Below are 20,690 nucleotides of genomic sequence, written 5' to 3' on the forward strand. Positions count from 1 at the left end.
GAGTTTTCTGACAATGAACAAATCCTATTTTTATTTAGATATGAAGACACACGAGTTGAAAGTGCCTTATACCGGAAAACTCCGTCGTGTGCGAGTCTTATTACCTAAGAATTATGAAACGGATACAGATAGACGTTACCCTGTTGTTTATTTCCACGATGGGCAAAATGTCTTGTATAGCAAGGAAGCTTATGCGGGTCATTCCTGGAAAGTCATTCCAGCCATCAAGCGGAATCCTGATATTAGCCGCATGATTGTCGTTGCGATCGATAATGATGGTTTCCAACGCATGAATGAATACTCTGCCTGGAAGTACAAGGAATCCAATATTCCTGGCATGCAATTTGGTGGCAAGGGAGTTGAGTACGGCGAATTTGTCATGGAGGTGGTGAAACCTTTTATCGACCAAGAATACCGGACTCTTGCTGATCGAGAACATACGGCCATGATTGGTTCTTCCTTGGGGGGAAATATTACCCAATTCTTGGGATTAGAATACCAAGATCAAATTGGTTGTTTAGGTATCTTTTCATCCGCTAACTGGCTGCACCAAGATGCCTTCAATCATTATATCGAACGCAAAAAATTATATGCAGACCAACGGATCTACATCTATGTGGGGACTGAAGAGGCGGATGATACAGATAAAACTTTGATGGCAGGGAACATCAAGCAAGCCTATATCGATTCATCTCTTCGTTATTATCACGACGTCATCCAACAAGGGGTCGATCTCAATCATATTGCCATTCGGATTCAATCCGGTGCTATTCACCATGAAGAAGCTTGGGCTGAACATTTACCAGAATGCCTTCGTTTTTTGGCAGAAAATTGGGATTAATAGACTGTAAATAAAGAAATAAAGGAAAGAGGAAACTTATGAATATTGAACATTTAAGCCACTGGAGTGGCCAACTCAACCGTGAAATGTATCTGAACCGCTATGGACATGCTGGTATTCCTGTTGTGGTCTTCGCTTCATCAGGTGGAAGCCATAACGAGTACTATGACTTTGGTATGATTGATGCTTGTGCTCAGTTTATCGAAGAAGGACGGGTTCAATTCTTTACCCTTTCTAGTGTGGATAGTGATAGCTGGCTTTGTAATTGGAAGAATCCTCACGATCGAGCAGAAATGCACCGAGCTTATGAACGCTATGTGATTGAAGAAGCCATTCCTTTTATCAAACACAAAACAGGCTGGTTTGATCCGATGATGACAACTGGTTGCTCTATGGGGGCCTACCACGCGCTCAATTTCTTCTTGCAACATCCAGATGTCTTCAACAAAGTGATTGCCTTGAGTGGTGTCTATGATGCTCTTTTCTTTGTTGGTGACTTTGGAGGCGATGAAGCCATTTATCAAAACTCGCCATCTGATTATATCTGGAACCAAAATGATGGCTGGTTTATTGATCGTTACCGTCAGGCGGAAATCGTTGTTTGTACTGGTTTAGGGGCTTGGGAACAAGATGGACTTCCATCTTTCTACAAACTGAAAGAAGCCTTTGATCACAAAAATATTCCTGCATGGTTCGCTGAATGGGGACATGATGTCGCCCACGATTGGGAATGGTGGCGCAAACAAATGCCATATTTCCTAGGCCAAATGTATCTATAAGTAAAAAGGGAGGAGACCTCAATGAATTATATCGTTATTTCACCATATTACCCACAAAACTTCCAACAATTTACCATCGAACTAGCTAATAAAGGGATCACTGTCTTGGGAATTGGTCAAGAGCCATATGAACAGTTAGATGAGACTTTGCGCAACAGCTTAACAGAATATTTCCGTGTTGAAAATTTGGAAAATCTGGATGAAGTGAAGCGTGCGGTAGCCTTTCTCTTTTACAAACATGGTCCAATCGACCGTATCGAATCCCACAATGAATACTGGTTGGAATTGGATGCGGCGCTTCGGGAACAATTCAATGTCTTCGGGGCTAAGCCAAAAGATCTGAAGAAAACCAAGTTCAAATCCGAAATGAAGAAACTCTTCAAGAAGGCTGGAGTCCCAGTCGTTCCGGGTGCTGTGGTTAAAACAGAAAAAGACATTGATAAGGCTGTGAAGAAGATTGGGTTACCATTGATTGCTAAGCCTGACAATGGGGTAGGAGCAGCAGCAACCTTCAAGATCGAAACGCCAGAAGATGTGGACCATTTCAAGGCAGAATGGGATGGCCATACTGAGTATTTCTTTGAGAAATTCGTCACTTCTAGTGAGATTTGTACCTTTGATGGTCTGGTCGATCGCGATGGTAATATTGTCTTCTCGACGACTTTTGACTATGCCTATACGCCACTCGATTTGATGCTCTACAAGATGGACAATTCTTATTATGTTCTTAAAGAGATGGATCCAAAATTGCGTCAATACGGGGAAGCGATTGTCAAAGCCTTTGGTATGAAGGAACGTTTCTTCCACATTGAGTTCTTCCGCGATGGGGATGACTATATTGCGATCGAGTACAATAATCGCCCTGCAGGTGGCTTTACCATCGACGTCTACAACTACGCTCACTCGATTGATTTGTACCGTGGCTATGCTGCCATCGTAGCAGGGGAACCCTTCCCAGCTTCTGAGTTTGAACCCCTTTATTGCTTGGCAACTTCTCGTCGTGCCAATGCAGCCTATGCTCTGTCAGAAGAAGAAGTTTTGGCTAAATACCATGATCAATTCCGTGTCAAGAAAGATATGCCTGCAGCCTTTGCTGAGCTTCAAGGTGATTACCTTTACATGTTAACAACGCCTAGTCGTGAAGTATTAGAACAAATGATTCATGACTTTGGTCAACGCCAATCATAAGATAACGACCGGTAGGATAGGATCCTATCGGTTTTTTATATTTTAATGCAATCTCATGAAAGAAAAGTTTGTGAAATAGTTTATTTTAAGTTGAAAATGCTTATAAAACCTTCCTCCAAGGTATATAGTTTGTGAAATCATTTGAGCATTATTTTTGACAGTGCTTTCATTTTTGGCTAGAATAAAAATGAATGAATAAATGCTAAGAAAGGCGAAATGATGGCAACATTAGATAAAAGTCTCTTATTGGAAATGTTCCGTAAAATGGAAGAAATCCGTCGCATGGACTTAAAAATTGCACAGTTAGTAAAAAAAGGGAAAGTGCCAGGAATGACGCACTTTTCTGTTGGGGAAGAAGCGGCTAACGTTGGCGCGATGTTGGCTTTGAACGATGATGATTTGCTGACATCTAACCACCGTGGTCACGGACAAGCCATTGCTAAAGGAATCGATTTGAATGGCATGATGGCTGAGATCCTTGGGAAATATACCGGTACTTGTAAGGGGAAAGGCGGCTCCATGCATATCGCTGACCTCGATGCTGGTAACCTTGGTGCTAACGGGATCGTTGGTGGTGGTATGGGAATTGCAGTAGGTGCTGCCCTTACTCAACAAATGAAAAAAACTGGTAAGATTGTTGTCTGCTTCTTTGGCGATGGCGCAACCAACGAAGGTGTCTTCCACGAAGCAGTCAATATGGCTTCCATCTGGAATCTGCCAGTAATTTTCTACTGTATCAATAACGGTTACGGAATCTCTGCCGATATCAAGAAAATGACCAATATCCAGCATATCCATGAGCGTTGTGCTGCTTATGACATTCCTGGTATGTTTATTCCTGATGGGAACAACGTTATTGATGTCTATGAAGGATTTAAGAAGGCAGTCGACCATGTTCGCTCTGGTAAAGGCCCTGTCTTGATTGAAAGTGTCACCTATCGTTGGCTTGGTCACTCTTCATCTGACCCTGGTAAATACCGAACACGTGAAGAAGTCGAAGAGTGGAAGAAGAAAGATCCAATCGAAAACCTTCGCAAGTATCTCCTTGAAAATGAGATTGCGAGCGCAGAAGAATTGGATCAGATCCAAGAAGAAGTAAAAGAAGCAGTGGAAGCTTCAGTGAAATTTGCGGAAGAAAGCCCATTCCCTCCACTCGAATCAGCTTTCGAAGATATTTACGCAGACTAAGGGGGAGTAGAGAATTATGGAAACTAAATTAATGTCTTTCCGCGATACCATTATCCTTGCTATGTCTGAGGAAATGCGTCGCGACGAAAATGTATTGTTGATGGGAGAAGATGTCGGGGTTTTCGGTGGAGACTTCGGAACTTCAGTAGGAATGCTTGAGGAATTCGGTCCAGAACGTGTTCGTGACTGTCCGATTTCTGAGGCCGCGATTTCAGGTGCAGCAGCAGGTGCAGCCATGACTGGACTTCGCCCAATCGTTGATATGACCTTCATGGATTTCTCAGTAATTGCCATGGATGCTATTGTCAACCAAGCTGCTAAAACTCGCTACATGTTTGGTGGAAAAGGGCAAGTCCCGATGACAGTCCGCTGTGCTGCTGGTAATGGAGTTGGATCTGCAGCTCAACACTCCCAATCCTTGGAATCATGGTTTACTCATATTCCTGGTTTGAAAGTTGTTGCTCCTGGTACGCCTGCGGATATGAAAGGACTTCTCAAGTCATCTATCCGTGATAACAACCCCGTTATCATTCTTGAGTACAAATCAGAATTCAACCAAAAAGGGGAAGTGCCTGTTGATCCAGACTACACGATTCCACTTGGTGTCGGAGAAATCAAACGTGAAGGAACTGACGTCACTGTCGTAACCTACGGAAAAATGCTTCGTCGCGTGATGCAAGCAGCTGAAGAATTAGCAGAAGAAGGGATCTCAGTAGAAGTAGTAGACCCACGTACCTTGGTCCCACTCGATAAAGAGATCATCATTAATTCTGTCAAGAAAACAGGAAAAGTAGTTCTTGTCAATGATGCCCACAAGACAAGTGGCTATATTGGTGAAATTTCAGCTATTATCTCTGAATCAGAAGCATTTGATTACTTGGATGCACCGATCCGCCGTTGTGCGGGGGAAGATGTGCCAATGCCTTACGCACAAAACCTTGAGAATGCAATGATTCCAACAGTTGAAAGCATCAAAGATGCCATTCGGAAAACGTATAATAAAGAATAAGACATAACATAAATTATTTTATGTGAATGAAATTCGTTTTTCTCTCTCGTTTTTTATCTGAAAAATGCGACATGAGAGAGTCGAATCGATGATATTGACGAAAGAATTAGTAAGTCTACTAGGTTGACCGCCTGATAGCGGCAACCGTAGCAACTTGAGATACGCATGTATCCAAATTGCTTGTAGAATTGAACTCGGGCTAAAGTCAGTGTGAAAAAGATAAACTTTCCTAGAAACTAAGGTTTCTTCGTCAAGTTTCCTATTTTCACTTTGACTTTTGACGCCCTTAGTATCTTTTAATAGAATAGGAGAGGTCATGGCTGATGATAAGCTAAGAGCGACTCCTGCGGCCAGAAAATTAGCGGATGATCTAGGGATCAACCTCTATGATGTTTCTGGTTCAGGCGCAAACGGTCGTGTCCACAAAGAAGACGTGGAAACTTATAAAGACACAAATGTGGTTCGCATTTCACCACTTGCAAAACGAATTGCTTTAGAACACAATATTGCTTGGCAAGAAATCCAAGGAACTGGTCATCGTGGTAAGATCATGAAGAAGGACGTCCTTGCTTTCCTTCCTGAAAATATTGAGAATGAGACCATTAAGTCACCTGCTGAAATAGAGAAGGTGGAGGAAGCTCCAGATAATGTGACACCTTATGGTGAGATCGAGCGGATTCCGATGACACCAATGCGGAAGGTGATCGCTCAACGGATGGTGGAATCTTACTTGACAGCACCAACCTTCACCTTGAACTACGACGTCGATATGTCTCAAATGTTGGCTCTTCGTAAGAAGGTATTGGATCCAATCATGGAAGCCACTGGTAAGAAAGTCACTGTAACAGATTTGCTTTCTCTAGCAGTGGTTAAGACCTTGATGAAACACCCATACATCAATGCGTCATTGACGGAAGATGGCAAAACCATCATCACTCACAATTATGTCAACTTAGCGATGGCAGTTGGGATGGACAATGGACTCATGACACCGGTTGTCTATAACGCAGAAAAAATGACCTTGTCAGAGTTGGTCGTAGCCTTCAAGGATGTTATCGGACGTACCTTGGACGGGAAATTAGCTCCAAGTGAATTGCAAAACTCAACCTTTACCATTAGTAACTTAGGAATGTTTGGCGTTCAATCATTTGGACCGATTATCAACCAACCAAACTCTGCCATCCTTGGAGTTAGTGCAACGGTTGAAAAACCAGTTGTTGTAAATGGTGAAATTGTCATTCGTCCAATCATGAGCTTGGGCTTGACCATTGACCACCGCGTTGTCGATGGTATGGCTGGTGCCAAATTCATGAAAGACTTGAAAGCCTTGATTGAAGACCCGATTTCAATGTTGGTCTAATCAACGAGAGAGAATAGAAACAAGAAAAAGAGGGAAATAAAATGGCCTTAGAAGTAATTATGCCAAAAGCCGGCGTAGATATGACCGAAGGACAAATCGTCCAGTGGAATAAAAAAGTCGGCGAATTTGTAAAAGAAGGAGAAGTGCTCCTTGAAATCATGACAGACAAAGTCAGCATGGAGTTGGAAGCGGAAGAAGACGGTTACTTGATTGCTATCCTGAAAGGGGATGGAGAAACTGTTCCTGTAACAGAAGTGATCGGTTACCTTGGTGAAGAAGGGGAAAACATCCCAACCGCTGGAGCAGCAGCACCAGAAACGAGTCCAGCACCAACTGCAGCAAGTGCTTCAAACGATGACAATAAGAGCGATGATGCTTATGATATTGTAGTGATCGGTGGGGGCCCTGCTGGTTACGTATCTGCCATTAAGGCAGCTCAATTAGGTGGTAAGGTTGCTCTTGTTGAGAAATCTGAACTTGGTGGAACATGCTTGAACCGCGGATGTATCCCAACTAAGACATATCTCCACAACGCTGAAATTATCGAAAATATCGGACATGCAGCCAACCGTGGTATTATCATTGAAAATCCAAGTTTCTCAGTAGATATGGATAAACTTTTAGAAACTAAATCTAAAGTTGTTAATACCCTTGTTGGTGGTGTTGCGGGTCTTCTTCGCAGCTACGGTGTGGATGTTCACAAGGGTATCGGTACCATTACGAAAGATAAGAATGTCTTGGTTAATGGTTCTGAATTGCTTGAAACGAAGAAAATCATCCTTGCTGGTGGTTCCAAAGTCAGCAAGATTAACGTTCCAGGTATGGAATCATCCCTTGTCATGACGAGTGACGATATTCTTGAAATGAACGAAGTTCCAGAAAGCCTCGTGATCATCGGTGGCGGGGTTGTCGGGATCGAACTTGGTCAAGCCTTCATGACCTTCGGGTCAAAAGTTACGGTCATTGAAATGATGGACCGCATTGTTCCAGCTATGGATGCAGAAGTATCTAAGAACCTTCGCTTGATCCTTGAACGCAAGGGTATGACAATCTTGACTGATACGAAATTGCAAGAAATCATTGAAGAAGATAGCAAACTCCGTATCAAGGTTGAAGGAAAAGATGATATTATCGCCAACAAAGCTCTTCTTTCAATCGGGCGTGTTCCAGATCTTGAAGGTATCGGTGAAGTTGAGTTTGAATTGGATCGTGGACGGATCAAGGTCAATGAATACATGGAAACGTCTGTTCCAGGTATCTATGCGCCAGGTGATATCAACGGTACCAAGATGTTGGCTCACGCTGCCTTCCGTATGGGAGAAGTTGCGGCTGAAAATGCTCTTAAGGGAAATCATGCTGTTGCCAAATTGAACTTGACTCCTGCAGCCATCTACACCCTTCCAGAAGTTGCAGCTGTTGGTTTGACTGAAGAACAAGCTCGTGAGAAATACGATGTTCAAATCGGTAAGTTTAACTTTGCGGCGAACGGTCGTGCCATTGCATCAGATGCGGCTCAAGGATTCGTTAAAGTTATTGCAGACAAGAAATACGGTGAAGTTCTTGGGGTTCACATTATTGGTCCAGCAGCAGCTGAATTGATCAACGAAGCTTCAACCATCATTGAGATGGAAATCACTGTAGAAGAAATGCTCAAGACTATCCATGGTCATCCAACCTTCTCAGAAGTGATGTACGAAGCCTTTGCGGATGTACTTGGCTTGGCTGTTCATTCACCTAAGAAGAAATAGTATTTGAAATGATAGAATGGCTGGACAGCAAATGCTGGACCAGTCTCTATCGTATATAAAGGAATCTTATGAAATACATTATTAATTATTCAAATGATACTGCTTTTAATATTGCTTTGGAAGAATATGCCTTCAAACACCTTTTAGATGAGGATCAAATCTTCCTTCTCTGGATTAACAAACCATCGATTATCGTTGGTCGCCACCAAAATACCATCGAAGAAATCAACCGCGACTACGTTCGGGAGCATGGGATTGAAGTGGTTCGCCGGATCAGTGGTGGTGGGGCTGTTTATCACGATTTGAACAACCTCAACTACACCATCATTTCAAAAGAAGATGAAAACAAAGCCTTTGACTTCAAGAGCTTTTCAACTCCCGTGATCAACACCTTGGCTCAACTTGGGGTTAAGGCTGAATTCACGGGTCGTAACGACTTAGAGATTGATGGCAAGAAATTCTGTGGAAATGCCCAAGCTTACATCAATGGTCGGATCATGCACCATGGTTGCCTTCTTTTTGACGTTGATTTGTCAGTCCTTGCCAACGCTCTCAAGGTATCAAAAGACAAGTTTGAGTCTAAAGGGGTTAAATCGGTTCGTGCTCGTGTCACTAATATCATCGATGAATTGCCAGAAAAAATCACGGTTGAAGAGTTCCGTGACTTGCTTTTGGACTACATGAAGAAAGAATACCCTGAGATGACAGAATATGTCTTCTCGGATGAAGAATTGGCTGAAATCAATCGTATCAAGGAAACCAAGTTCGGTACCTGGGATTGGAACTATGGAAAGTCTCCTGAATACAATGTCCGTCGTGGCACCAAATTCCCAAGCGGTAAGGTTGAAATCTTCGCGAACGTCATTGAATCAAAAATTCAAGATATCAAGATTTACGGTGACTTCTTTGGTATCGAAGATGTTGCAGCAGTAGAAGACGTTCTTCGTGGTGTCAAATACGAACGTGAAGACGTCCTCAAAGCCCTTCAAACCATTAACCTAGGTCGTTACTTCGCAGGTATCACTGCAGAAGAAATTGCTGAAGCAGTGGTGGAATAAAGTTAAAGATATCCATTTAACATGGATATCTTTTATCTTAAACTTGATATTCGAAAACTATGAGTGTACAATATAGAGGAAATCTGAACAAAAAAGGGGATCATATTCGATGATTAAAATTCCAGTTGAAAATCTTGGTCTATTTGAACAGTTAGATCGTATAGTCATGGCTTTTTTTAGAAAGCAACAATCTTCAAGTCCTTACGATTTAAATGTCAGTATTACACAAGAACACCTTGACCAGAAAAAGCAGGAGTTAGAACCATTAGGTTATCAAGCTGTCCAACTACCATTAGGAATGGCTTTAGATAACATCATCCAGCAACCTTATTATAAAAACTTAATCATTGGTGGTCTTGCTCCTGAGGAAATAATCGTTAGCAAAGAAGAATTAATGCCTTTGAAAGATATCGTGGATAGCTTTTGTATTATGTACGCTGCAGCGAATAATAGATTGGAAAATAGTAAAGCTTATGAATTAATGAAAGATAAGACGGTTTATTTTATTGGTAAACTATTTACAGATTTTCCGAAGGCCGGTGATGAAATTGCTTATTTAGGAATTGATCGAATAGCGAGCGATGGTACACCATATGAAGCTGTTAAATGCTTTCTAACGAAAGAGAGTGCAGAGAAGTTCAATGGTGAAAAAAGACCTGTCACCCCTGCAAACTTGGCCTATCTAAAATCATTCTGGGGAAAACCAGTCATTATTGAGCCACACCGTAATTATTGGATCGAATTTTTATAGAAAGTATAAAAGAGCGGTAGACATTCAAAAAATCTATCGCTCTTTTTAAAACTAATATATTACATAATTTACGTTATGTAATTTTATAAACTATCCAAGGCATTTTTTTGCTCATCATTAACGATATGCGTATATAAGTCTGTAACTTGGGTGCTAGCATGTCCCAGCTGGTGGCTGACCAAAACCTGTGATTTGGTTGCATCATAGAGACGAGTTGCTAATGTATGGCGTAATTTATGGGGTGTCACGCGGACTTTGAAGTCTTCAGAATACTTGGCGACCATCTTTTCAACACTAGAAGCATCAATCCGGTTTGGAACACCTCGATACAAAGTTAAGAATAGGGCTGTATCAGTCTTTTCTGTCTTGTAACGTTTGTCTCGAATAGCGAGATACTGTTCTAAATAGGGTTTAGCAAAGGCAGCAACATTAACAGAGTCTCGTTTTCCACCTTTTCGAGTGACGTCAATCACCATCATCTTAAGATTGAGGTCACGAAGGTCCAAGTTGACTGCTTCAGAGAGACGGACACCAGAGGCAAGAAGGAGTGCTATAATGGCTAAATCTCGCTCTTTATTCTTATTAAAGGAGGATAAGGCGCGATTTGAGAGGGTTTGCGGGTACTCCTGGTCGATATAGTTAAGAAAACCTTCTGTTTCATCACCCAAAAAGAGTTTTTGCTTGATATTTTCAGCTCGAGCAGCCAAGGTTTCTTTCTTTTTCTTGGTAGCAACCTTCTTCATGACATTGCGGTAGAAATACGGTTCCCCTTGCTCATTTTCAACTTCCTCAGTCAAATACTTATAGAGACTAGACAGTGCAGAAAGGGTACGGTTAATCGTTGTTTGGGAAACCCCGTTTTTTGTCGTATTGGCATTGAGCAGAGGACGTTCACGTAAGTAAAGAATAAAGGATTCCATGTCTTTCTTGGTCATGTGCTCCAGAACGTCTAAGGGGATCTCGGCCATGGTGTCAGCATCCGATATACCAGATTCCAAAACCCAGGTAAAAAATCGATCGTATTCCTTTAAGTATTCGTACAAAGTTGTAAAACTGTAGGGAACGGCCAGTTTCGATTGATAATATTCCAATACATACCAAGGCATGACTTGTTTGAGTTTATCAATCCGTTCTAATAAGATCTCGCGTTTCATGTTTTTCTCCAAATCTTTCTATACTAGTAGTATAGCATAGCCAGATATATTTTTCAAGAAAATTATAGTTTTTCGGAAAGATGTTATAGGGGATTTATAGGACTGTTTTGTTTTCTTTCTATACTCTATGCCTTTTAAAAACAAAACAATCAGCAAATCTCGGGATCTACTGATTGTTTTTCAGCTCTAACTTATTTTTCTACATATCGAAAGGAAATCTTGCTACCACAGAGCCAATTATAGACTCGATCATTGACTTGAACATTCATAGCTTCGTGGGCATATTCTGGCATGACCAAATGCTCTTTTGGACACTCTAATCGATTATAAATGGCAAACTGTGTCACAGGATAACAGACATCATCATCTAACCCAGTAATCAAGTGAACCTGTCCTTTGATGCGATGGGCAAAATTTTTCACATCAATATAGGCTAATGTTTCCATGATTTGGTCTTCCGTTTCATGGAATGGATCATGGAACTTAAAATAACGGAAAAGTTCGTCATAGGCCTCGCTGGTGTTTCCAATCTCTAACACCCGTCTGAAATCTGATAAGAATGGATAAATGGCTACCGTTCGTTGGATTCGGGGATTCAATCCGGCAGCTACTAGGGCCAAGGCACCACCTTGAGAGGCTCCATAGCTGGCGAATTTGCTGTCATCTACTTGAGGAAAGCTAGCTACAATTTCGATTAACTGGTAAAGATCTAAGTAGACATCCTTATAAAATAGCTCATCTGGACCTTCCACAGCTCCGCGGATAATCTGTCCTTTTACAGTATTTCCAAGTGGTGATCGCTCTCCGTCTGTTGAATAACCGGATTGACCTCTTACGTCCATAGACACAACTCCATAGCCAGATACTGTATAAGCCAGCATGTCTGTCCAATCCCAACAACGGCCCATATAGCCATGAAAATGGAAAATAACGGGAACTTTTTGATCCGTTTTTGGGAGAACAACCCGCGCATAAACAAGTCCATCTCGTGTTCCTTTAAAGGTTAATTCATAACAAATCACATTTGGAATGCTGAAATCTCGTTCTTCGAGCTTGTATTCAGGGAGTTCAGTCATCTTTGCTAGGGCTTGATCCCAAAAAGTATCAAAATCTGCTGGAACGTCATCTCGTCCCTTATAATCTTTTATTGTTTCTAATAATTTGGGATCTTTCATAAAATCCTCCTTAAGTATGTGTAATCGCTACCAAAAATGTACCATATTTACCTAAGGATTGCAAGAGACAAATAAAAATTACATAACCGAAATTATGTAATTTTCTATAGATTCAAAAATAGACTTAATTGTTTCACTAGATCTGGATTAGTGGGTAAAGCTGAATGATGAGCCTTACGACCATTTAAATTCACTTCTGTATAGGTTTGATTGTCAAAAATAGATTTTGCTGCTTGGGCACTAGAGAGAGGCACGATGCCGTCTGATTTTCCAGCAAAGCTACCGACAAAGTTAAGGACCTCTACTTCTTTATCTAATCGATGCTTCCATTTTTGAAAATCGTCATACATTTCTTGATTGAATTGGTAAGGACTACCAATAATAGCGAGCTTCCTTACGGTCAGTTTTTTCTTTTCTAAAAAGCCACTTTCCAATAAACCAGTCAAAACTAGTCCACCATTGGAGTGCCCAACTGCCTTGAACTCTGTAAAATAATAGTGATCAAGAAGATAGGTTAGAGCAATCTTAAGGGATTCGATTTGCTGCTTGATATTGCTGTAGCCGTCTCGATTGTTCTCGAAGCCAATCACAATCATCGGATTCGGCTCTTTCGTATTCAATCTTCCTTCCATCTCTATAGAATCATCTTTGTTGACTTTTATTTTTAAGAGACTCTGTTTTTTTCTAGAAAATCGATGGAGCATGCGGATGGTTCCATTGAATCGCTGGATACTGGCTGAACTCCCAGGTACAAGGATGATTGGTCTGATCGGTGGTTTCTTTGACCCTTTAGGAAATTCAAAGGGCTTTCTGTGAGAAGAAAACAGTCTTACAAAGAAACGAATGACTTGTTGAAATAGTTTATTTAACATGTTTCCTCTAGTAGTAGTTTCTAAAAGAACCCAGAACAGTGTGTTCCAGGCCCTTATTAGAAACGATTATTTCCGTTTTTTCTTATTTTTGCGCATTTGTTTGGCCATCTTATTCATAGCTCGTTTCATCATAAATTCACCAGCTTTTCCTTTGAGGCCACCGCCAAACATTTGGCTCATATCAGGCATTCCAGCGCCTCCGCCAAGAGCTGACAAGTCAGGCATGCCACCTTGTCCCATCATGCCTTCGAGGGCAGACATATCAGGCATTCCACCAGGCATATTCTTCGGCATGTTATTTGGATTGAGCCCCATTTGTTTCATCATCTTGTTCATATCGCCAGAGAGGACGCCTTGCATCATCTGTTTGGCTTGGTTAAAGTCCTTGATGAATTTATTGACTTCGACAAAGCTATTTCCTGAACCAGCAGCAATCCGACGACGACGGCTTGGATTTAATAAATCTGGATTTTCGCGTTCAGCTGGGGTCATGGATGATACAATTGCACGTTTGCGAGCAATTTCTCGTTCATCGACCTTGAGGTTCTTCATAGCTGGGTTGTTGGCCATACCTGGAAGCATCTTGAGCAGGTCTTCCATTGGTCCCATATTTTGAACTTGGTCTAATTGATCAATGAAATCGTTGAAATCGAAGGTGTTTTCCCGCATCTTTTCAGCGAGTTCAAGAGAGCGTTTCTCATCGTATTCTTGAGAAGCCTTCTCGATCAGCGTCAGCATATCCCCCATACCGAGGATCCGACCAGACATACGGTCTGGGTGGAAGGTTTCGATATCAGTGATTTTTTCACCAGTACCAGTGAACTTGATTGGCTTCCCAGTAATCTGACGGACAGAAAGGGCCGCACCACCACGGGTATCCCCATCGATCTTGGTCAAGATCACACCAGTTACTTCGAGTTGTTCATTGAACTCACGCGCCACATTGGCTGCTTCTTGACCGATCATGGCATCCACAACCAAGAGGATTTCATTTGGTTCAGCAAGGGCTTTAACATCCCGCAACTCACCCATGAGTTTTTCATCGATTTGCAGACGACCAGCCGTATCGATCAAGACATAGTCATTGTGGTTGGCTCTCGCCTGCTCCAAACCTTGGCGAACGATCTCTACTGCAGGGACCTCTGTACCAAGTGAGAAGACAGGAACATTGATCTGTTGACCAAGTGTCTTCAACTGGTCGATGGCTGCCGGACGATAGATATCGGCCGCAATCATCAAAGGACGTGCGTTCTCTTCCTTGACCAATTTGTTGGCCAATTTACCCGCAAAGGTTGTTTTACCAGCCCCTTGAAGACCGACCATCATGATAATGGTCGGAATCTTAGGAGATTTGATAATTTCTGCTGTTTCTGAACCCAAAATCGCTGTCAATTCTTCATCAACAATCTTCACGATTTGTTGGGCAGGGTTCAAGGTTTCGATGACTTCATGACCTACAGCCCGCTCGCGGACCCGTTTGATGAAGTCTTTTACAACAGGAAGGGCAACGTCGGCCTCTAAGAGGGCTAGACGAATCTCTTTGGTTGCCTCTTGGACATCCGCTTCAGAGATTTTCCCTTTCTTGCGAAGATTTTTAAAGACGTTTTGTAAACGTTCGGTTAAACTTTCAAATGCCATTATTTTCTCCTATTTTTTCAATTCAGTGGAAATCGTCCGAAATGTTGCAAACATTCTAGTTCTTCGGGTGTGACTTCTTTCATGATTTCATTTGGATATCCCCAACAGCTAAAACCTATTTGCATAGCTTTGGAGATATCATTGGGCGAGATAATCTGTAGTCGAGTAGGAAATACTTCCTCTGCGACTAATAGTTTGCAAGGTATCCCTTGATAAATGACGAGACTGCCCATAATCACTCCCGATTGTCAATGCTTGATAAAATTTCAACCTGCTCTTGTAGAAAAGTATCTTCCGGATAGCGTTCTAAAATCTGATCAAAAATCTGGCTGCGTACAATGTAATCGGAATACATATGGAGTTTCATTTCGTAATCTTCCAAAATCTTTTCTGTACGTTTAATATTGTCATAGACCGCTTGACGGCTCACTCCAAACTCTTCTGCAATCTCAGCCAAGCTGTAGTCATCTGCGTAGTAGAGCTCGATGTAGTTCATCTGCTTGTCCGTCAAGAGCGCTGCATAAAACTCAAAGAGCGCATTCATTCGGTTGGTTTTCTCAATTTCCATACCTTTCATTATATCAAAAAAGCCCGCTAAAGACTAGCGGGACTTGATGCTTTTTGAGCTTGAAATGAGAGGATCCATCATTAAAGTTTCAGTGCCAACATATTGACCGTCATCCCTGCTGCAGTTCCCATCAAGAAGATGGTATCTCCTTCCTTCACATATCCATGATCCAGTGCATAGGCTAGGCCGAAAGGTACGGCTACCGAAACCATATTTCCATAATCACTGACAATATTGAGGTACTTGTCTTTGCTGACGCCCAATTTGTCCATGACAAGTGGTAAGGCCCGGCTTGCTTGGTGAGGAATAATATAGTCTACAGCATCTTTAGAAACGCCTGATTTCTCTTCGAATTCTTGGAACATTTCTGGAATAACACGGGCAGAAAGCAAAAGGATTTTCTTCCCTTTCATGTCAAACATGAAATCAGTCTTGGTTGCTTCAGAGTACAATTTTGGATGATACGCTGTCAAACCACCACGAATTTCGGTATCATGAGCTCCCTCTGACCAGGTACGTTGCATGCTGGCAATGATTCCTTTATCTTCCTTTGTTGCTTCAAAGATAAAGGCTGCAGCGCCATCGCTAAACAGTTCAAAGCTTTCTTTTTGTTTGGGATTAAGCCCTAGGCTCCCTACTTCACTAGATACAATCAGAACCCGACGGTATTCACCACCTTCAATCAGATAAGAAACAGTGCTTAAAGCTGATACAAAACTGGTACAGGTGGTATTGATATCCATAGCAGGAATCGTCAGTCCCTTGGCTACGCGCTCATGGATCAGAGCAGCTGTACAAGGAATGGGCTGAACGCCAACCGCACTAGCCGAAACCAGGCAGTCGATGTCTGCCATTTCAAGCCCCGCATGGTTTAAAGCCACTTCAATCGCACGAGCTGCAAGATCAATCTGTGTTTCTTCTCCTTCTTTCACGCGGTAACGAGTCTGGTCTTTGAAAGTTACGGTATGAGCTGGAAGCGCTGTTCCATAGCCTTTAATTTGCAAATGTCTTTTTACGGTAGTCATAGGATTCTCCTTTTATTGAAGTCGTTGAACACGTTTTAATTTACGTGTTGGGTCCCATTGATAATCGATAAATTGAATACTTGGGAGAATGAATTGTTTTTGCTGAGCTAAGAGTTCAAATTGAGCAAAGATTGCTTGCTCCATAGACTCTGTCCGGTGACTCAAGGCAATGGTAATGGATCCATCTGCCAACTGAGTCACTTGATAGTCCTGAATATTTTCGACAAAGAGAATGCACCGTCGAATAAAATCCGGATAGATCATCTGGCTACTGCCATCTTCTTTTTTGAAATGAAAGATATCATCTGATCGTCCTTCGATCTTTGCGATTCGAGTAAAGACGGAACCACAAGGGCAAGGAGATTTTTCTTCTACCAAAATATCATTGAGGCGGTAGCGATAGATCGGTTGACTGGTTCGTTTGAAATCCGTAATAATCGGATAAAAGCGGCTATCATCTAGGTACTCTTTTTCGACATTCAAAATATCTTCGTTAAGATGTAGATTGCCTTCTGAACAGGTACAAGCTAAAAATCCCTCTGTCGCTTGGTAGACCTGATCAACCGTGTCTAGTTGAAAGGCTTTGGCGATTGTCTCAGCATCTCGTTCCTCTAGGATTTCTGCGACAGAGACAACCTTGACGGGTTGGATCGCAAGTTGCTGATTGCTGACATAGTTAGCTAACTCAATCAAGGTCGAAGCTGGTGCGACCACAATGGTTGGTTGATAGTCTTTGAGTCGCTCTAAATGCTCCTTGCTATCCTTGAAAATATCAAAATATTCCAAGCGAATCAGGCCTGAATTAATGGTTTGATAGAGTTCATTGTCCGCTCGTAAGAAAAAGGCAATGCGATGACCAAACAGTTTTCCTTTCGGTAGCATCTTGGCTAGAATCGCTGCAGCCCACATACTTCTTTCTTTTTCTGTGGTGACAAAAACCCCTCGGTGACCGGAGGTTCCAGAAGACAAACCTACTGCTACTTCTCCATTCATCTCAGTAAAATCTCGTGTCTGTTCTCCGCGAATTGCCATCTCTAAAGCCTGATCTCGATCCACCCCTAGGGTATTGAGCTCATTGAAATGTGTCATCATGAAGGTTTTATCCATGGTTCCAAAGAATTCGGGAGAATGGGTTTGAAAATAGGGAGACTGAGAAGTGATAAAAGCATGGTAGCGCGCCAATTGCTTATCTTGATATCGCTTCAAGGCCTCTTTTGAACGGAATCGATGGCACCATCTGGTTTCAATAAAGGTTTTCAGAAAGACTATTTTTTTCATTTAAAATCCTTTCAATCCGATCTTGCGGGTCGTGGCTGACCACAACTTGAATGCCATCTTGCAAGAGTGTTTCCAGCAAATCAGCTCCTTTTAAATAAGCCTTCTTATCATCCTGAACCAAGGAAGGAATGAGACGCATTTGCCGTGTGAAAGGCAAGAGGTCTACTCCCCAAGAAAGATCTGCTCCGATGAAGAGTTTGAGCTCATCCAGATAAAGACAACCTTGCCCTCTCGCATGTCCATCGATAGACGATACAAGAATGCTCCCATCACCAAAAAGATCCGCAGTCGGGCGATAGGGGAAAGCAGGATGCCTTTGATCTGCTTTGAGACAAGTCACCCGATCTTTGAAATCAGCTGGCAAAAACTCTTTAAAAATTAGATCCTTAAATTTTGGTTTTTGGTACACCTCATAGACTTCCTGACTGACAAAGAAATGAGCATTTGGAAAAAGGGTTGCTCCACCGAGATGATCCGGGTGCAGATGCGAAAGAATGACATAGGAAATGGCTGCTGGATTAATTCCGCGCTCTTGCAATAAATAATCGATCTGGTCTTCTTTTTTCATCTGCATTGGGGTGGCTAGACGGTACCAGAAATACCGAGCTTTTTTCTTAATCTCGTAGTGATAGCCGGTATCGTACAAAATATAGCCTTTTTCACGATGATGAATCAAAAAGACACCTGCCGGAAATTGCATTTTTTCATTTGGAATTCCTTTAAATAAGAGACCAGAATGACTGCTACAATAGCCTGCTGGAAAATAATCAATGCGCTTGATCATGTTGGACATAGTTGTCAATCCCTTCTTCAATAGTCATTTTTGGATAGTAGCCAAGTTCGGTTTGGGCCTTTTGAATATCGAGGGTTTGGCTATATCGAAGGAGATAATAGGTATAGCGAGTCAATGGAGGTTCAGCTTTCAGATGGAATAATCGATACACTCCTTCAAGGCTATAGGCCGCACCTGCTACAAGACCTGCCGGAATTTTCCGATAGCGAATCGGTTCTCCCAATCCCTTTAATGTTGTTTCGATCAAATACTTAAAGGTCTTTGGTTCCCCATTTGTAATATTATAAACCTGCCCGTGTGCTTCTTTTGATTCCAAAGCCAAGCCAATGGCTAGGGCAACATTTTCCACACAGGTCATATCCATGAGCTGCTCTCCCCCTCGAATCAAAGGAATTCCAATTTTTCGACTGAGGCGTAAGACACGAGGCAAAATACTGGTATCCCCCACACCAAATAATCCTCTAGGACGTAAGATGATACTTGGCACATCTGGATAATCAGAAAAAAGTTTTTCAGATGCCAATTTGCTTCGGATGTAATTGTTGAGGTGATTTTCTTTTGGAGCATCACTTTCCTTGATGTTTAATTGATCTTTTCCAGCTGCGTAAATACTAGGAGAAGAAACATAAACCAAGCGTTTTACCGCATATTCACGGCACAAGTCAAGGACATTTTGAGTACCAACTACATTCGCCTGATAGAAGGCCTTCCAAGGTCCCCAGGCAGTGGATAAAGCTCCAGCGTGAACCACAGCATCAACAGACTGAAAGGCTTGTTTTAATTCCTCAATAGAGCTCAAATCCCCTTTCACAAATTGGACGCGCTCATTTTCCAGGGCCTTCCCAATTTTTTCATTTCGGCCAAAGGCTACAATGGAATAATCGTGAGCCAACAACTCATCGATCACGTATTTTCCAAGGAAGCCAGTCGCACCTGTTACAAGAATTTTCATAGTTTCCCATCCGTTCCACGTCTTAATAATCGTTGAATCTCAAACTCCAAGGTATCCAACGGCTTGTAGGTTTTTGAAAGTTTGTTTAGTCTTTCTAACTTTTCCCAAGATTCTTTTTCTAATAGGGCATTAAAACCTGCTTGAATCTCTTCGGTGCGATTACGATGTGCTTGAAAAGCAATTCCTGCTTCTACTCCTCGAATCGCATAGTCAAATTGGTCATAATCATGTGGCAAGATCAAGGCTGGTTTTTTAAATTCGATACACTGATAAAAGATTCCAGCTCCTCCATGGTGAATGACATAGTCCATCTGCGGAATATATTCTTTGTAAGGCAGATAAGAGACGAGCGTCACATTTGGTGCTACTTCTTCTTCAGAAAAGTCTTTTGCCCCATCACCTAAGGTGACGAAAAAGTGACATTCTGGATGCTCTTTGGCCAACTGCTGGGTTTGCTGGAGCAAATTCTCTTTTGCCCAAGGCAACTGGGTTCCACAAGTCACGAGTACCTTCGTCTTGTCCTCGTAAGGACGGAGATCTAAAGGATAATCTTCTGCTTTTTCAAGAGAAGTCCCCAAAGGGCCAAGCCACGCATATTGATGAGGGAAGTGTGTCTTCAACTCTAGCTCCATCATACCAATTCCAAAGATGGCATAAGGAGAGTAAATAGACTCTACTCCATTTTGATTGTACAACTTGAAATTGTAACGTTTTAAGCGTTTGCGTAAGAGGAAAGCGCCACAGTATTTTCCAATGCGCGTGAGTTTACGGCATAGTGCTTGGATCTTCTCTTCCTTCTTCGTGCGCGCGACTCCCATCCCTCCGAAGAAGCAAGGAGGACCATAAGGAGTTTCGATAGCAAATTGTGTCGCCATGGTGGTAATCCAAGGAATTTCCAACTCTTCTGCCACAAACCCTGCTGATAGAGTGATAAAGTCAGCAATCACAATATCTGGACGATTGACGCGCCACTCCTCTAACAATTGATCCGATACATGATTAATCAAATCAAGACTCCTAGACAATTGTCGATAAGCTGAAAAGAGATTGTGTTTTTTATCGTTATTAGCCACACGTTCAAATTCTTCTACTTTGTCCTCTAGAATCGGAACGACCGTGAAGCCGAGACTTTCTGCGACGGCTTTTTTCTGAGGACCCGTGAAAACTCGGATTTCCATAGTTGGATCATCTAATAAGGGTTTAACGAGATTTAAAGTTGGGTACAGATGCCCACTCAAGGGAACAGCTACCACATCGATTTTAATTTTTTTCATTTTTTCCTGCCTTATATCTTTTTTTAGATCTAAAACTAG

Annotated in this window: 20 protein-coding genes; 9 read left to right on the top strand and 11 right to left on the bottom strand. The window is 42.0% G+C overall.

Annotation, left to right across the window (positions count from 1 at the left end; translation table 11 throughout):
• The first annotated feature begins 13 nt into the window (after positions 1–13).
• From SM123_RS05585 to SM123_RS05625, 9 genes are all read left to right on the top strand, one after another.
• A complete protein-coding gene (locus tag SM123_RS05585; RefSeq protein ID WP_320909174.1) occupies positions 14–841 on the top strand; it encodes an alpha/beta hydrolase in 828 nt (275 codons plus the stop codon).
• A gap of 38 nt (positions 842–879) precedes the next feature.
• The gene (locus SM123_RS05590) at positions 880–1,620 is read left to right on the top strand and encodes an esterase family protein (protein WP_320909175.1); all 741 of its coding nucleotides are present in this window, start codon (positions 880–882) and stop codon (positions 1,618–1,620) included.
• A gap of 21 nt (positions 1,621–1,641) precedes the next feature.
• Complete coding sequence (locus SM123_RS05595; RefSeq protein WP_320909176.1) at positions 1,642–2,808, top strand: ATP-grasp domain-containing protein; 1,167 nt, start codon at positions 1,642–1,644, stop codon at positions 2,806–2,808.
• Between the two features lie 219 nt (positions 2,809–3,027).
• Entirely contained in the window at positions 3,028–3,996 is a 969-nt protein-coding gene (locus SM123_RS05600) for a thiamine pyrophosphate-dependent dehydrogenase E1 component subunit alpha (protein ID WP_320909999.1), read from the top strand.
• A gap of 16 nt (positions 3,997–4,012) precedes the next feature.
• Entirely contained in the window at positions 4,013–5,005 is a 993-nt protein-coding gene (locus tag SM123_RS05605) for an alpha-ketoacid dehydrogenase subunit beta (RefSeq protein ID WP_023026810.1), read from the top strand.
• Between the two features lie 316 nt (positions 5,006–5,321).
• Positions 5,322–6,365: a dihydrolipoamide acetyltransferase gene (locus SM123_RS05610; RefSeq protein ID WP_070665775.1), complete on the top strand. Its 1,044-nt coding sequence runs from the start codon at positions 5,322–5,324 to the stop codon at positions 6,363–6,365.
• A gap of 41 nt (positions 6,366–6,406) precedes the next feature.
• Complete coding sequence (gene lpdA / locus SM123_RS05615; protein ID WP_155167736.1) at positions 6,407–8,113, top strand: dihydrolipoyl dehydrogenase; 1,707 nt, start codon at positions 6,407–6,409, stop codon at positions 8,111–8,113.
• Positions 8,114–8,181: 68 nt separating this feature from the next.
• On the top strand, positions 8,182–9,171 hold the full coding sequence (locus SM123_RS05620) for a lipoate--protein ligase (RefSeq protein WP_014713327.1): 990 nt from the start codon (positions 8,182–8,184) through the stop codon (positions 9,169–9,171).
• A gap of 109 nt (positions 9,172–9,280) precedes the next feature.
• Positions 9,281–9,922, top strand: a complete 642-nt coding sequence (locus tag SM123_RS05625) for a hypothetical protein (protein WP_320909177.1) — start codon at positions 9,281–9,283, stop codon at positions 9,920–9,922.
• 83 nt (positions 9,923–10,005) lie between these two features.
• Here SM123_RS05625 and xerS read toward each other — a convergent pair whose 3' ends face one another.
• The 11 genes from xerS to SM123_RS05680 all read right to left on the bottom strand — a co-directional run bounded on the left by xerS (position 10,006) and on the right by SM123_RS05680 (position 20,651).
• Positions 10,006–11,076 (bottom strand): tyrosine recombinase XerS, encoded by a 1,071-nt coding sequence (xerS, locus tag SM123_RS05630; RefSeq protein WP_003001539.1) that lies wholly within the window; start codon positions 11,074–11,076, stop codon positions 10,006–10,008.
• Positions 11,077–11,267: 191 nt separating this feature from the next.
• On the bottom strand, positions 11,268–12,251 hold the full coding sequence (locus SM123_RS05635) for an acetylxylan esterase (RefSeq protein ID WP_320909178.1): 984 nt from the start codon (positions 12,249–12,251) through the stop codon (positions 11,268–11,270).
• Positions 12,252–12,355: 104 nt separating this feature from the next.
• Positions 12,356–13,123, bottom strand: a complete 768-nt coding sequence (locus SM123_RS05640) for an alpha/beta hydrolase (protein WP_320909179.1) — start codon at positions 13,121–13,123, stop codon at positions 12,356–12,358.
• Positions 13,124–13,189: 66 nt separating this feature from the next.
• Positions 13,190–14,761: a signal recognition particle protein gene (gene ffh, locus SM123_RS05645; protein ID WP_024055635.1), complete on the bottom strand. Its 1,572-nt coding sequence runs from the start codon at positions 14,759–14,761 to the stop codon at positions 13,190–13,192.
• A 17-nt stretch (positions 14,762–14,778) separates the two neighbouring features.
• Positions 14,779–14,994 (bottom strand): hypothetical protein, encoded by a 216-nt coding sequence (locus SM123_RS05650; protein WP_037606554.1) that lies wholly within the window; start codon positions 14,992–14,994, stop codon positions 14,779–14,781.
• A 2-nt stretch (positions 14,995–14,996) separates the two neighbouring features.
• Positions 14,997–15,329, bottom strand: coding sequence for a putative DNA-binding protein (locus SM123_RS05655; protein WP_003001435.1), 333 nt, complete (start codon positions 15,327–15,329; stop codon positions 14,997–14,999).
• An 80-nt stretch (positions 15,330–15,409) separates the two neighbouring features.
• Entirely contained in the window at positions 15,410–16,354 is a 945-nt protein-coding gene (locus SM123_RS05660) for a 3-oxoacyl-[acyl-carrier-protein] synthase III C-terminal domain-containing protein (RefSeq protein WP_320909180.1), read from the bottom strand.
• 12 nt (positions 16,355–16,366) lie between these two features.
• Entirely contained in the window at positions 16,367–17,632 is a 1,266-nt protein-coding gene (locus SM123_RS05665; protein ID WP_320909181.1) for a F390 synthetase-related protein, read from the bottom strand.
• Positions 17,598–18,425, bottom strand: a complete 828-nt coding sequence (locus SM123_RS05670; protein WP_320909182.1) for an MBL fold metallo-hydrolase — start codon at positions 18,423–18,425, stop codon at positions 17,598–17,600. The genes SM123_RS05665 and SM123_RS05670 overlap by 35 nt, the downstream gene beginning before the upstream one ends.
• The gene (locus SM123_RS05675) at positions 18,400–19,377 is read right to left on the bottom strand and encodes an NAD-dependent epimerase/dehydratase family protein (RefSeq protein WP_320909183.1); all 978 of its coding nucleotides are present in this window, start codon (positions 19,375–19,377) and stop codon (positions 18,400–18,402) included. Before SM123_RS05675 ends, SM123_RS05670 begins: the two co-directional genes overlap by 26 nt.
• Entirely contained in the window at positions 19,374–20,651 is a 1,278-nt protein-coding gene (locus SM123_RS05680; protein ID WP_320909184.1) for a glycosyltransferase, read from the bottom strand. The genes SM123_RS05675 and SM123_RS05680 overlap by 4 nt, the downstream gene beginning before the upstream one ends.
• Between the last annotated feature and the right edge of the window lie 39 nt (positions 20,652–20,690).

Origin of the sequence: Streptococcus sp. S5 (assembly GCF_034134805.1) — a bacterium.
Taxonomy (GTDB): domain Bacteria; phylum Bacillota; class Bacilli; order Lactobacillales; family Streptococcaceae; genus Streptococcus; species Streptococcus lingualis.

Bases quoted from the DNA above. Each gene is read 5' to 3' on its own strand.
- SM123_RS05585 (WP_320909174.1), top strand. From the start codon at position 14: ATGAACAAATCCTATTTTTATTTAGATATGAAGACACACGAGTTGAAA.
- SM123_RS05590 (WP_320909175.1), top strand. From the start codon at position 880: ATGAATATTGAACATTTAAGCCACTGGAGTGGCCAACTCAACCGTGAA.
- SM123_RS05595 (WP_320909176.1), top strand. From the start codon at position 1,642: ATGAATTATATCGTTATTTCACCATATTACCCACAAAACTTCCAACAA.
- SM123_RS05600 (WP_320909999.1), top strand. From the start codon at position 3,028: ATGGCAACATTAGATAAAAGTCTCTTATTGGAAATGTTCCGTAAAATG.
- SM123_RS05605 (WP_023026810.1), top strand. From the start codon at position 4,013: ATGGAAACTAAATTAATGTCTTTCCGCGATACCATTATCCTTGCTATG.
- SM123_RS05610 (WP_070665775.1), top strand. From the start codon at position 5,322: ATGGCTGATGATAAGCTAAGAGCGACTCCTGCGGCCAGAAAATTAGCG.
- lpdA (WP_155167736.1), top strand. From the start codon at position 6,407: ATGGCCTTAGAAGTAATTATGCCAAAAGCCGGCGTAGATATGACCGAA.
- SM123_RS05620 (WP_014713327.1), top strand. From the start codon at position 8,182: ATGAAATACATTATTAATTATTCAAATGATACTGCTTTTAATATTGCT.
- SM123_RS05625 (WP_320909177.1), top strand. From the start codon at position 9,281: ATGATTAAAATTCCAGTTGAAAATCTTGGTCTATTTGAACAGTTAGAT.
- xerS (WP_003001539.1), bottom strand. From the start codon at position 11,076: ATGAAACGCGAGATCTTATTAGAACGGATTGATAAACTCAAACAAGTC.
- SM123_RS05635 (WP_320909178.1), bottom strand. From the start codon at position 12,251: ATGAAAGATCCCAAATTATTAGAAACAATAAAAGATTATAAGGGACGA.
- SM123_RS05640 (WP_320909179.1), bottom strand. From the start codon at position 13,123: ATGTTAAATAAACTATTTCAACAAGTCATTCGTTTCTTTGTAAGACTG.
- ffh (WP_024055635.1), bottom strand. From the start codon at position 14,761: ATGGCATTTGAAAGTTTAACCGAACGTTTACAAAACGTCTTTAAAAAT.
- SM123_RS05650 (WP_037606554.1), bottom strand. From the start codon at position 14,994: ATGGGCAGTCTCGTCATTTATCAAGGGATACCTTGCAAACTATTAGTC.
- SM123_RS05655 (WP_003001435.1), bottom strand. From the start codon at position 15,329: ATGGAAATTGAGAAAACCAACCGAATGAATGCGCTCTTTGAGTTTTAT.
- SM123_RS05660 (WP_320909180.1), bottom strand. From the start codon at position 16,354: ATGACTACCGTAAAAAGACATTTGCAAATTAAAGGCTATGGAACAGCG.
- SM123_RS05665 (WP_320909181.1), bottom strand. From the start codon at position 17,632: ATGAAAAAAATAGTCTTTCTGAAAACCTTTATTGAAACCAGATGGTGC.
- SM123_RS05670 (WP_320909182.1), bottom strand. From the start codon at position 18,425: ATGTCCAACATGATCAAGCGCATTGATTATTTTCCAGCAGGCTATTGT.
- SM123_RS05675 (WP_320909183.1), bottom strand. From the start codon at position 19,377: ATGAAAATTCTTGTAACAGGTGCGACTGGCTTCCTTGGAAAATACGTG.
- SM123_RS05680 (WP_320909184.1), bottom strand. From the start codon at position 20,651: ATGAAAAAAATTAAAATCGATGTGGTAGCTGTTCCCTTGAGTGGGCAT.